The 13,860-nt window shown below is 36.8% G+C and carries 9 protein-coding genes; 3 read left to right on the forward strand and 6 right to left on the reverse strand.

What is annotated here, in order from left to right; all coding sequences use genetic code 11:
- Window positions 1–130 precede the first annotated feature (130 nt).
- Both ACHRV5_RS17285 and ACHRV5_RS17290 read left to right on the forward strand, forming a co-directional pair.
- Window positions 131–565, forward strand: coding sequence for a DUF6526 family protein (locus ACHRV5_RS17285; RefSeq protein ID WP_230002341.1), 435 nt, complete (start codon window positions 131–133; stop codon window positions 563–565).
- Between the two features lie 272 nt (window positions 566–837).
- The gene (locus ACHRV5_RS17290; protein ID WP_395427592.1) at window positions 838–1,752 is read left to right on the forward strand and encodes a hypothetical protein; all 915 of its coding nucleotides are present in this window, start codon (window positions 838–840) and stop codon (window positions 1,750–1,752) included.
- A gap of 90 nt (window positions 1,753–1,842) precedes the next feature.
- On the opposite strand, the gene ACHRV5_RS17295 is transcribed toward ACHRV5_RS17290, so the two are convergent.
- From ACHRV5_RS17295 to ACHRV5_RS17320, 6 genes are all read right to left on the reverse strand, one after another.
- The gene (locus tag ACHRV5_RS17295; protein ID WP_395427593.1) at window positions 1,843–3,861 is read right to left on the reverse strand and encodes a glycoside hydrolase family 97 protein; all 2,019 of its coding nucleotides are present in this window, start codon (window positions 3,859–3,861) and stop codon (window positions 1,843–1,845) included.
- Window positions 3,862–3,888: 27 nt separating this feature from the next.
- Complete coding sequence (locus tag ACHRV5_RS17300) at window positions 3,889–5,133, reverse strand: glycoside hydrolase family 71/99-like protein (RefSeq protein ID WP_395427594.1); 1,245 nt, start codon at window positions 5,131–5,133, stop codon at window positions 3,889–3,891.
- A gap of 429 nt (window positions 5,134–5,562) precedes the next feature.
- Complete coding sequence (locus ACHRV5_RS17305) at window positions 5,563–7,074, reverse strand: RagB/SusD family nutrient uptake outer membrane protein (protein WP_395427595.1); 1,512 nt, start codon at window positions 7,072–7,074, stop codon at window positions 5,563–5,565.
- 28 nt (window positions 7,075–7,102) lie between these two features.
- A complete protein-coding gene (locus tag ACHRV5_RS17310) occupies window positions 7,103–10,120 on the reverse strand; it encodes a SusC/RagA family TonB-linked outer membrane protein (RefSeq protein ID WP_395427596.1) in 3,018 nt (1,005 codons plus the stop codon).
- 29 nt (window positions 10,121–10,149) lie between these two features.
- Window positions 10,150–11,232 (reverse strand): hypothetical protein, encoded by a 1,083-nt coding sequence (locus ACHRV5_RS17315; protein ID WP_395427597.1) that lies wholly within the window; start codon window positions 11,230–11,232, stop codon window positions 10,150–10,152.
- 9 nt (window positions 11,233–11,241) lie between these two features.
- Complete coding sequence (locus ACHRV5_RS17320) at window positions 11,242–11,763, reverse strand: DUF5004 domain-containing protein (protein WP_395427598.1); 522 nt, start codon at window positions 11,761–11,763, stop codon at window positions 11,242–11,244.
- 449 nt (window positions 11,764–12,212) lie between these two features.
- Between ACHRV5_RS17320 and ACHRV5_RS17325 the strand changes: the two genes are divergently transcribed.
- Window positions 12,213–13,811, forward strand: coding sequence for a DUF6377 domain-containing protein (locus ACHRV5_RS17325; RefSeq protein ID WP_395427599.1), 1,599 nt, complete (start codon window positions 12,213–12,215; stop codon window positions 13,809–13,811).
- The last annotated feature ends 49 nt before the right edge of the window (window positions 13,812–13,860 follow it).

Consider the following 13,860-nt stretch of genomic DNA (forward strand, 5'->3'; position numbering starts at 1 on the left):
CCTTAGTAATGGCAAGTCACCTACTAAGGCTATAGTATAAGAAATGCCGATAGTTAGTTTATTTAAAAAGCTATTCTTTTATTAGGATAGCTTTTATACTTTTATGGTTTATTTTTTTAACCAAATAATTATGAAAATTCAAACATACCGTAATCATATACGGTTTTATACACCTCATCATTTTATATATTACCCAATTCTGATTGGGTTTTTAGCAGCTAGTATTTATTTTGCGTGTACTACAGAAGACAAGCTAATCTGGACTTTTATAAGTATTGGGTTTGTTTTTTTGTTCTGGCTTGCTTATATGCTTCGCCAGCATTATGCTTTAACCTTGCAAAACAGAATTATACGATTAGAACTTCGCTATCGTTATTTTACACTTACAGGAAAAAGATTCGAGGAATTCGAATACAAACTAACCGACGATCAGGTTTTTGCACTACGTTTTGCGCCCGATAACGAGTTAATAACACTTGTAGCAAATACCCTTGAAAATAATCTGACAGGAGCAGCTATAAAAAGAGCAATCGTACACTGGCGAGCTGATTATAACAGGGTTTAAGAAAAAATCATATTAAAACAACAATGCCAATAGCAATAAAAAATGCAGTCTAAAAATTGCAATCTACTTATTGCTATTGGCTTTTTTATTGTCTTCTATCTCTGAACCTTTGCTACTTTGAACCGCCGAGCCTTTTCCCTTCACCAAAAACCATACAAAACTGATAAACAGATTATTATACAAAATAATCAAAGTAATTAAAACAAATGAATGATTTTTTTTGTTAACTTTAATAGCTACAAACATCCAGGTAAAATCTAAAATTTAATCTTATGAAAAAATTATTTTACTTTTTGACCGCTTCATTATTAGGGTTGACATCAAATGCACAAACCGTTGCCGAAATAACTCCAACTGACACTTTAACTGTAATTCAGAACCAAAATAAAATCGAACAGGATACTTATTCTGAAGATTTACCTTGGCATGCCAGACGCTTTAAAGTTTCTGCCGGAAGTTTTTTTCCTGTAAATAATACTCAAATTCAGGTAGGTACTAATAACGGAAAAATCGGTACTACAATAGACCTCGAAGATGATTTAGGATTTACTAAATCAAGTGCTTCCTTTTTAGGGACATTTGATTGGCGTATTTCAAGAAGATCACGATTGGGATTTGAATACTTTTCGCTGGACAGAAGCTCCTCTAAAACCTTGCAAAGAGAAATTAATTTTGGGGAGCATACTTATGAGGTAAATGCAAGAGTAACGGCTTTTTTTAACGTTCAGATTGCAAGAATCGCCTACGGTTACGCCTTTTTATCTAAACCAAAATACGAAGCCGGATTGTTAATTGGTGCGCATGTGCTTTTTGCGGATCTGGGTTTACGTGTAGATGCCAATCAGGCCGTCGCTGAAGTACATGATAATTTTAACTTCACTGCGCCATTACCGGATATTGGCATATGGGGAGAATTTGTACTTGGAAAACGTTTTGGTCTGTATGCCAATGTAAATTATCTGGCCTTAAAAATTGATACTATAGACGGACGAATCCTAAGCTACAATTTATCTCTTCTATACAATGTGTATAAAAACTTTAGTCTTACAGCCGGATATACAGGTTTAAACTTTAAAGTTGAAGACATCGAAAAACACCTTAACGGTTCTCTGAAATGGGGATATAATGGGCCAACTCTTACAGCTGTTTATACCTTTGGACATCATGTTAAGCTCTATAAACACTAGAGTTTTAAATTCCAAAAGTTAAATTCTAAATTCCAAAAAAAACAAACCCGACAGGTTTTTGAAACCTGTCGGGTTAATTTTTTTTATTTTTTATTTATCTATTGGGGTGAATTTTATTGCAGTTCCTCCACCTGCTGCCAATTTTAGATTTAAGACTGTATTGTGGTTTACTTTTTGTTTGCTGATTGCAACGGGATACGGATTTGTTTTGTAATTTGCTCCCGCTCCATCCGCATATATCTCTGCTTCGTATTCTTTGTCATTATCTAAAAAAGAAAGTTTTACCTCGAGATTACGGGCTTTACTGTTCGTGATTGACCCTAAATACCAGTTTTTTTCACTCCAGTCTTTACGGACAATGGTCGTATATTCTCCAATCTTCGAATCCAAAACTTTGGTGTCTGACCAGGTACACGGAACTTCTTTTATAAATTGAAATGCTGGTTTGCCTTCGTAATTTTCGGGTAAATCGGAAGCCATTTGCAACGGACTAAAAATAATCACATACAATGCCAATTGATTTGCCAAAGTGGTTTGTACTCGGGCTCCCGAAGGCGTTTTATAATCAAAATTGAAGTTCCCGGGTGTATAATCAAACGGACCTGATAACATTCTCGTAAAAGGTAAAGTCGTTAAATGTTCCGGGGTGTTTCCGCCGTCAACCGACCATGCGTTGTATTCCTGCCCTCTTCCGCCTTCCTGCGACATAAAGTTCGGGTATGTGCGTTGGATTCCGGTTCCTTTCATCGGTTCGTGGTTGTCAATCATGATGTGGTATTTTGCAGCTGTTTCAATTACTTTTCGGTAATGACGTGCTCCATATTGACTATCATGCCATTCCTTTTTATCTAAAAACTTATTTACATACCCCGTTTTCACCGAATTAACACCCATTTTTTGATACAATTTAAAAGCATCTTCCAATTGATTTTCGTAATTTTTAGTTGCTCCGGCTGTTTCATGGTGCCCGATTAAACGAACATTTTTCATCGCGGCATATTTTGTAATTTCTTCCAGATTAAAATCCGGATAGGCTTTTACAAAACTAAAAGCAGAACCATCAGCTGTCCAATCGCCATCCCAGCCTTCGTTCCAGCCTTCTACTAAAACACCGTCAAAATTATTCTTTGCCGCAAAATCAATGTACTCTTTTGTATTCTTGGTTGTTGCCCCGTGTTTTGGACCTTGTCCCCAAGTGAATTTTTCCAGATGCATTCCCCACCAGATTCCAATATACTTAGACGGTGTAATCCACGATAAATCTTCAATTTTTGAAGGCTCGTTTAAATTCAGCATAATCGTCGAAGCAGCAACCTCTCCGGGAGTTTTACCCACAACAATTGTTCTCCATGGGGTTTTAAAAGGAGTTTCGGCATACACTTTTACACCATCGGCCCACGGCACTAAATCACTTTTGTATTGTTTGTCGGTTGTTTTTAATAAAGTCATTGAGGCAAAATCCGTTAGATTGGCTTCGTGAATGGCGACATACAATTTATCTTTCGTTTCAAAAGTTGCAGGCGTATTGATCGTATCCGTTTTACTCATTAACGTTTTGCGATAGGTACTTTCGTAATAACTATTTTCACGGTGCACCGGAATCCACCAGACTTCATTATTGTCTTTAAAAGTAAACTGCGTCACTTCATTCGAGATTTTTACCTTTCCTAAATGAGGCTGTTTTGGAAATTCATAGCGGAATCCAAGGCCATCATCAAAAACCCTGAAAATAATATCTACAAGACGTTCTTCTCCTCCCGATTCTTTGAGGTGAACAATCATTTCATTATGGTGATCTCTTACTTTTTTGAATTCTCCCCAAGGCTGTTCCCAGGTCTGATCGGCTGTTTTTTCTTCGGTCGAAACCACTTCAAAATTTTCCGTCATTTTTGCAATTCCCTGAAATTCGAATCCCAATAAAGAAGGTTCGATAACCGATTTCCCATTAGAAGAGAAACTGTACTGCGGCTGACCCGAAGCGGTTAATTGAAAAACCAGTTCAGCGTTTTTCCCGGGAGAACTAATTGTATATGTTTTTTTAGTACTGCAGGCAAAAATAAGCATGGAGGCTAAAGTAATCAGGCAGTATCTATATCTTATGTTTTTCATTATTTAATTGTATTAATTACAACGCTTTTATTTAATTTCGTTAAGTACTTCTTTTGCTTTGGCAGATTGCATGGAAACAAAATAATTAAAGGCCTGATCTAGTTTATTCTGGGCATCGGCATTCCCTTTCTTTTGAATGCGCAAATTGTATAACTTGCTAATCTCCGGAAATATATTTTCTGTGTTTTTAACACCCGCAAATGTTTTTACCTTTTCGATATAGGTGTATCCAAATTCTACGGTTGGCTCAAACATTGTTCCTTCTCCAAAGTCGTTCCATGTAATCAACTGTAAATAATCTAAATTGGCACTTTTAGCCATAGCCAGCGTTTCATCAAGTGTTGCACCGTTATTGTGGGCAATATTCCAGCCAATTGCTGCTCCGCCACCGCCTTCGGCATAAAAATCTTTAAAACCGGGATAGGCACTTCCTATTGCAACAGCGAGTTTTGGTTTTGTATTGGTATAAAAATTAGTCAAGTAAGAGCTGTTTTTGTACACCCAGGCATATTCGCCGGACGCATTTACACCAGCCTCTACCGATTGATCCCAAAGTGTTATAAATGCAGGTTTCGTAGTCAAAGTATTAAAAACATTTGTCCATTCTGCAGGGGTTTGCAATACAATCGGACCGAAATTCAGTAATAGTGGTTTTCCGTTTATTTTAATATAATTGGCATCTTTAAAATACTTATTCTGTACGTAAGCCAAATCGGTTTTGGCTGCACTGGTTACCGAAATTGCTTTTCCGGCGTCAACGGCACTTTTGGTTACCCTGTCTTCATAAACAATGGCATATTCTAAGCCTACTTTGTTTAACATCGCAATAAGCTGTTCTGTATTTTCTTTTACCATCCTATAGTCATAAACATCATAGCTGCCGTACCAATCGATCAAAACACCATCAATTCCTGAATACTTCATCAATAATAAATGATTTTCAATTACATTTTTATCCCCCGAATGATACGGACCAATAAGTGGGTAATAGTAAGACGCAATCTCTCTATGACCGTCTGTTCCTATGTTATTCGGATTTTTATTAGCCATCGTCCAGTGATATCCCCATTTTTTATCGGCACTGCTTTCATTGGTTTCGAACCAGGGCATATAATGCACATAAATCTTGGTGTTATTTGTTTTTTCAATCGCCACCGGAGCAAGTACTTCCGGTTCTGTCACTTTATCTGAACCTTTATCGTCACTACTGCAGCCAGAGGCGACGATAAGGTTTATGATACCCAAAAACAGTACTGTGATATATCTTTTCATACTTCGTTTATTATTTTGTTTTTTTGCCATCGCTTACAAAAGCTTGCTTAATCTGTGGGAATCCTTTAAATCTGTGGCTAAAAATACTGGCAAAATGTTTTTCTTTTTGCCACAGATTTTAAGGATTAAAAGGATTTTTTTTCAATCTTAAATTGCAATTCTAATCTGTGAAAATCTTTTAATTCTATTTAACTGCTTTTAAATCATTAACAAGCAAATCGTTGTGTTCCGTTCATTTTAATATTTAATTTTTTTTTCACGCAGATTTAGCAGATTTTGATCATTGCTTTCTGCGAAAATCAGCTAAATCTGCCAAATCTGCGTGCTGTTTTTTTTAAAACATTTCCTAATCTGAACAACATTCTACAAAAGTTAAAAACATGCCAGCCTTCCACGACTAACCAACATGAAAGACTGACATTCAACAATCTAGTTCACAGGATACCCCGGATTCTGCACCAGATTTTTATTTGTAGTTAACACACTGCTCGGAATTGGAAATATAGCTCTGGTTTTATCCGTAGCTCCTTTTTCCCACCATGGCAAGAAGAAGGTTCCGAAACGAATATTATCTGTTCTTCTTCTTCCTTCAAAAGTAAATTCCTTAAGCAATTCCTGATCTATAAATTTAAGGTCGATGATTGCTGGCATTTCTTCTCCGGCACGTCCTGTTATTTGTTGCAAGAATGGTTTTGCTAAATCCGGAGCACCTAAACGTACATGACATTCTGCTTGCATCATCAAAATTTCGGCATAGCGAATTAGTACCAAATCGTGATCACGTTCCCAGTTTTCTCCGGCTTTCATTTCGTATTTACCCAAGCGAACTCCCTCGTTTTCCTTGGCATCGGTCAGACTTGTTAAGTTCTCGGTGTAGGTTAGCGGCTCTCCGTTATCCATAATAATTACTGAACCCGTAGCCAAATTGATCTGATCTCCGGCAACCATGCATTTTTTTCTTTTGTCAGTATCACCAAATTTTGAATAAAGACCCGGTTGTCCACACATCCCGTTAGCACTCCACGGATAATTTCCGGTTGGAGAAATTGCCAGTTTTTGCAAATAATGACAAGACATTGAACTCATATAATTCCCAACTGTTCCTGCTTTTGAATCGTACGGGATCGCAAAAATAATCTCAGGAGAGATTTGATTTTCTGTCGCAAAATTGGCAAAGAAATCCGGTGTTAAGGTATAACCCGTCACTTTCTGACACATCGTAAGACAATCCTGCCAACGTGCTGTTCCGATAAACGCTTCCGAATTAAGATACAATCTTGCCAAAATAGCGTATGCCACATTTTTAGTCAATTTCGAGTACACCACATTTGAGTTCAAATGTGGTATGGCCTCCAACAATTCTTTCTCTACAAAATCGTAAACTTGTTTTCTTGTAGCATTAGAAGGCAAATCCAGATCTTCAAAATTGGTTACTATGGGCACATTCCCAAACAGATCCAAAAGATTGTAATAGTAATAAGCTCTTAATGCTTTAAGCTCCGCATAAATCGGTGTTTTTGCCTGAGTGGTCAGAGAAGATTTGTCTATCTGATAGATGATTGCGTTGATTTTGGCAATTCCGGTATAGTTATAACGCCAGGCCGAAAGAATCATTCTGTTGTCTGCTTTCCAGGTATGTTTTTGCGCATCCTGATATTGCCCTCCATCGTACCAGTTTGTACCTCTGGTTGGAATTGTAGCCTCATCAGAAACAACTTCATTCAAAAAGAAAACATATTCACAAGTCGGATAATTATTTGATATCCCATCTGCAAATCCTCTTAGCGAAGAATAAGCTCCTCCTACCAGCGCATCAATTTCTTTTGGCGTATTTCCAAAATTCCCATCTTCTACTTTATCATATAAATCTTCATTCAAATCTGTACATGACACCGTAAAAAACATGCTTAAAAGTATCGCTGCTGTTATTTTGATTTTCATTTTTACTATTTTATGGTTATCAATTCGCTTAGTTATTCAGCGTAAAATTTAGTCCAACAGAAATCGTTGTTGGTCGCGGATAATTATTGTATCGGTCTATACCGGGAGCCGCAAGTCCTGTTAAATCCATTACTCCGGTTTGGTTTATTCCGTCCTGAGCATTCAAACCAATTTCAGGATCCACCCCTTTATACTTCGTAAATACAGCAAGGTTTTCTCCCATTAAATAAATTCTGAGTTTAGAACTTTTATATTTTAATGGTAAAGTATACCCAACAGCAACTGTCTGAAGTCTAAAGAACGAAGCATCTTCTATCCAATAACTGGAGTATTTTGGAGCCGAAGTGATTCCGCTTGATAAGAAATCATCCGGAACATTAAAGGCCGGTAATCTGTTCGGATCGTTCAGCATCATGTTCGTTGCGTTTAAAGCTTTTTGCCCAAACATTCCGTATCCTGAAATCCCCAAATCAAAATTTCCATAGGTAAAATTCATTCCGATTCCTAAAGTCAAATCGGGCTGTACATTTCCTAAATCTTTTTTATCGCCATCAACCAAAACATTGTCTGCTACTTTATCTCCTGCCGCATTGTAGTATAACATCTTTCCATCCGGATCAAGTCCTGCGCTTTGAAAACCCCAGAAAGTTCCAACCGGATATCCTTCGGCAATAATTTGTGAATACTGACCCGACATACCGGCTAGTCCGTGTAAAGATCCGCTGTAGATAACATCAGTTTTATAGGTTGGATTGGAAAGTTTTTCAATTTTTTGAATGTTGTGTCCAAGCGTTAAATTCGCATCCCAGGTAAATTTATCCCCTTTAATGATATTCGCATTCAAAGTAAGTTCAACCCCTTTGTTAGACATTTCACCTACGTTTGCCAACATATTACCTACTAAATAAGGAGGCTGAGGTACTTCATAGGTATATAATAAATCTTTTGTCGTTTTAGAGTACCATTCAAATGATCCCGTAATTCTGTTGAAAAGACTAAAATCTACACCAATATTCAATTGTTGTGTGGACTCCCATTTCAAATCAGGATTTGGATTTTGTTTTGGAGAATACGCCAGACTCCATGTTTTAGTAACGGGATCGTAGTAACTATCGTTTCCAACTCCTAAAATAGAAAGCGATTTGTATTCACCGATTCCATCCTGATTTCCTGTAACACCGTAACCTATCCTCAATTTCAGGTTATCCAGCCAGCCTTTTGAAGCATCCATAAATTCTTCGCTTGAAATTTTCCATGCGGCAGAAGCAGACGGGAAAGTTCCCCATTTATTATTGTCTCCAAAACGGCTTGAACCGTCACGTCTTACAGTAGCTGTTAGCAGATATTTCCCGTCATAAGCATAATTTGCACGGGCAAAAAACGAAACCAGATTTGATTTTCCTTTGTACGAATAAACATCTCCCAAACGATAATTGTAACCCGCTCCCAAGTTATTGAAACTAAAAGCATCTGTTACAAAACCGCTTCTTTGCGCTCCGAAGCCTTCATAAATATTTTCAAAATACGAATATCCCGCTAAGGCACCAATGGTATGTTTGTCTAAAGTTTTGTTGTAATTAACAAAAATCTCGCCTTGTGCATTGGTGTATTCTGCGTAAGTTTTTTGTGCATAACCGTCTTCTGTTCTCCCTTCCAGAACAGCATATGACGGTTTGTAGGTCCCTCCCTTTACTGCATTATGCTCCAACGAAATATTAGCTGATGCGGTAAAATCTCTAAGGAATTTAACTTCTGTTTTAAAATAGCCCAAAAGTCGGTGTCGCTCATTATCAACTGTTCTGTTGGTTAAAATTTCAACCGGATTTTCATAAATATTTCCACTCACAGAGGAGAAATTTCCATTTGAATCATACACTGGAATTGTTGGATTTAAATTATAAGCACGCTCAAAAATTCTGTAATCGATAGGATTCCATTTGTCGATATTGGCAAACAACCCCATATCAAATTTCACCGCTTTATTGTCTCCGAGATATTGATAAGCGCTCACATTTCCACTGATTCTTTCCAGGCCTGATTTTTTAATAACGCCTTCATTATTCAAATAGGAAATGGAAGCTCTGAAACCGCTGTCTACTTTACCTGAATTAATACTCAAAGTGTGGGATTGCGAAATAGCCGTTTGTTCAATTGCTTTCTGCCAATCGGTGTTTCCTCCGTAATCAACAGCATCCAAATTCCCGGTCTGACGTACATACCCGCGCCATTGATTGGCAGATAAAAGATCTAAATTATCCGTAACATAACCAATACTTGATAATCCGGTGTATACAACTGAAATGCCTTTGGTTCCGGATTTTGTCGTGATCATAATAACCCCATTGGCACCTCTGGAACCATAAATCGCCGTGGCAGAAGCGTCTTTTAAAACGTCTATCGATTTGATATCTGAAGGTTGCACGACATTGATATCCACTCCTGCAATACCATCAACAACAATTAACGGACTGTTACTTGCCGTTAGCGAAGTTCCTCCACGCAAACGTATCGTCGAACCTGCAGCCGGATCACCCGAAGGGCGAATAATATTCAATCCCGCTACTTTCCCTTGTAAAACCTGCTCCGTAGAAGAAAGAGTTCCTTTAACCAAATCATCTGCACCGACGGTTGAAATTGCTCCTGTTAAATCCGACTTTTTTACTTTTCCATATCCAACCGACACCACCTGAACTTCTGCCAAGGCATAACCGTCATTTTGAAGACGAACATCAAGATTAGCAGTTGTTGCGGTAATAAGAACTTTTTGTGTAGTCGATCCGATAAAAGATACTTCTATTGCACCTCCCACAGCTACCTGTAGTGTAAATTTCCCGTCAAAATCTGTTGTGGTTCCGTTTTTGGTTCCAACCTCAATAACAGAAGCTCCCGGCAATACACCTCCTGTATTGTCATAAACGGTACCTGATACCTGCTTTTTCCCCTGAGCAAAAATTCCCGCCGAAAGAAAAAGCATGAAAATCATCAATACCGCCGATTTAGTAGTCCACATTTGATGCAGGACTCCCTTTTTATTTTTACTATTCATTAGAATTGGTGTTTTAATTTGATAGTGAATTATTTGTCTAAAGTTTTAAGGGGAATCGAAGTGTCTGAAATTGTTTTGTCTTTGTTATCCTTTACTAAGACATGAATTTCAGTTAAATTCGGAACTCCGTTTAACTCAGAAACTAAATTGACAAATCCTTTAATCTCTGCTGTTCCTCCCGAAAATTCACCAGAAATTATTTTACTGCCGGCCGTAATAGTGTACGTCAATTTGTTTACGCCCACTTCATTGTTTTTACGAGACATTCCCAGAAAATCCTTTTGACTGATTTGTGAAGGAAAAAATCTGAAAACCGGTGGTGGTGGCGGAACAAATTCGCCTGCATAAATAATCTGATCACCGGAATTCGTAGACCAATCTTTTGCCACCATTAGAAACGTAATGTTTTCCATGACAAAACCCGGTTCTGTATGATAATATTCCTGCGGTATCAAATCCATTCTGTAAAAACCATTTCCTAAATCTTTCAATTTTGTTTTTTCAGATACCTCCGGAAGCCAGGCTTGATACTCTTGTGAAACGGCCCAATTATTTAAACCGCTATGGAAATGTACACTCGGAACACCCGCAAAACCATCTTTTAAATTGGAATTAAATAAAATACTTACCGGTTTATCGATTGTCGGTTTTAAAGGATATGATCTGATTAGCTCATTGGCGGTATAAAATGAAGAGAAATCAGTGTAAGCAATGCTGGCAACATCACTTTGTTTTGATCCGTTTTTATTTTTTATACGAAACCAGAATCCTGCACTTGCTGCAATTTCTTCCGGAGTTTTAGAAAAATAAACGGTCGGTGTTAAAGTGAAACTCCAAATTTTGTTTCCTTCATATTTCAGTTTTGCAAAATCAGATGAATTCTCAAAATTCCCTGCATCAGGTTCAGAAGGCGACCAAATCCACATATAAAGATCTTCCGTTTCTGCAAATGTGGTTCCTGAAAGATCAAAATACCACGTCACTTTTTCATCATACTTGTACACTACCGGAAATGATGACGTTGGTCCCACAGCACCTGCCGCTTCTTGCGCCTGAACAAAACCAGGAGCCAAGAACAGGGCAAGTAAAATTGTATATATAACTTTTTTCATATTCCTTTCTTAATTAATAGCATTCAATTTAAAGACATAAGACACAAAATCAACTCCACCCGAAGTACGCATTAACTGTAGTTGCATCTCCTTGTTTTTACCCGGAACCGAAGTCACACGGAGTTCATCTGTTTTTTGAGTTTTTTGAGCATCACTGTACAAAAGGATTCTGACTGCGCTGGCATTCGTCTGCTGAAAATCGGAGCTTAATGTCCAATACCCTTTTGGAGCAAATAATGCGGGAACATCACCTGTAACCTCATAACTTGTAGGTCTGTTTTTTTCGTCTACGTTGAATTTGATTTTAAAATCCTCGTAATTAAAATAGGTACTCAAGTTTTCTTCACTTGGTTCGACTTTATTTGCTTTTGCAAATTCATCAACCATTTTCAGGTTTGTTAATTCCCAATTTCCATTTACTTTTTCATAAATGGTAATCGGATCAACATGGCTTCCGTCTTCAATAGTATCACAGCCAATGGCTAATAAACTTATCATGACAGCCAACCAATACATACTTTTACATTTCATAAATTTGTGGTTTGATTGTTAGTTTTTTTTATCCGAAAAGGACAGAGCGAAGCTAGAAGTTAAATAAATCTTAAAAAAAATATCTGAGAAAAATCAAGATAAAAATTGAGTTAAACACAACGCAACTAATTAAAAACTAAATACTTACAAAAATTGTAATTTTATAAAAATCAAGACTTTGTTTAGATTAAAAACGGCATCTAAATGACAATATGAAAATTAAAGTCTATAATTTTTTCACTATACCTACATATAATTGCTTTTTATTGTATAATTGTAAATTATTAGACTTGTTTTAACATTTACAAGCTGTTTTTAAATGTGTTACGTCTAAATTTGTTAACTTTTGAAGAATTACTGCACCTAAATGCTCCAACTTATTTAAAAGTAAAACTGAATTAACACCACCAACCCAAAAAACTAATTTTACCCTAAATCAAAACATGACCATGCAAAGAATACTAATTCTATATTTTTTCATTGCAGGTTTTTCTCTCACTGCGAAAGAGACCAATCCCGTCCTCGAAGAATTAGATAAAGTCCTTCTAAAAAAAGAAGTTTACCTCAAAAAGAAATATCAAAAAATTGGGGTATTAAAAAAGAATATATCCAAATTCACATTGAACCAAAACAATGAGGAGCTTTATAACGGTTATATGGCGTTGTTTGATGCATACAAATCTTTTAAATATGATTCTGCTTATTATTATTTAGAAGAAGCCAAGATTAAAGCCATTGTTTTAAAAAACCCTAAATACCTCGCTAAAAGCCGTGTTAAGGAAGGTTTCGTATTACTTTCTTCCGGTTTATTCAAAGAAGCAATTGATACGCTAAATGTTATTGATGACAAAAAACTGGATCTCAAAGACAAAATTGAATATTACAATATAAAAGCCCGCGCTTACTATGATCTATCGGATTACAACCACGATCAGCGTTATAGCATTCATTATACACAGCAAGGAAATCATTTTCTAAGAAAGGCTCTAGAACTCACCGCAACCAATACCAACGAATACTGGAGCGCAGAAAGCCTAAAACGATTAAAACAACAAGACTGGCGCGGTGCTGAATTTGCCTTTAGTTATTGGATCAATAATTATGATCTGCCACCTGATTATTATGGAATTGCTACTTCAAGTCTTGGTTATATTTATTCAGAAAGAGGGTATACTAAAAAAGCTGTTCAATACCTCGCACTTGCTGCCATTGCCGATGTTAAAAATGCGACAAAGGAGACCGTGGCACTCCGTAATTTAGCCAACGAACTCTTTAAAATGGGTTATCTCGACAAAGCAAACGAGTACATCAACATTGCCATGGATGATGCTACTTTTTACAACGCCAGACATCGCAAAATTGAAATTTCAATGATCCTTCCCATAATTGAAAAAGCACAACTCAATAATGTCAAAGAAAAAAATGATAAACTGGAAAGAATCATTATCCTTCTGACGATACTTACTGTGATTATCATTTTATTTTCGATCATTATTTTCAAACAATTAAAAGAAAGAAATAAGGCGAGAAAAATAATGGCTGACTCCTATAGTAAATTGCAGGAAATGAATATCAGCCTGAGTGAAGCCAATGCTATTAAAGAGGAATATATCACTTATTTTATTAAAGCAACCTCAGCTTTCATCAATAAAATAGACCATATCCAGAAAAGCACACTTCATAAAATCATTACCAAAAAAACAGATGAAGTTATCGCGAGTTTAAAGCGTTATAATGTAAGGGAAGAGCGCGAGAATTTATTCCACCAGTTTGATGAAATCTTCCTGAAATTGTTCCCCACTTTTGTAACCGATTTTAATCATTTATTTCCAAATGATCATAAATCGATTGTAAAAAAAGGAGAGCTTCTGAATACCGAACTCCGAATTTTTGCTTTATACCGACTGGGAATTCAGGACAGCAGTCAGATGGCAGAATTCCTGGAGCTTTCTGTAGCTACAATCTACACATACAAAACCAGAATCAAAAGTAAATCAGATTTTAAGGATACTTTTGAAGAGAAAATTATGGCTATTAAGACTATCTGAGTTACTGAGGTTCTGAGTTCCTGAGATTCTGAGGTTCTGAGGTTCTGAG

The organism is Flavobacterium sp. FlaQc-52 (genome assembly GCF_044007495.1).
Taxonomy (GTDB): Bacteria; Bacteroidota; Bacteroidia; order Flavobacteriales; family Flavobacteriaceae; genus Flavobacterium; species Flavobacterium cupriresistens.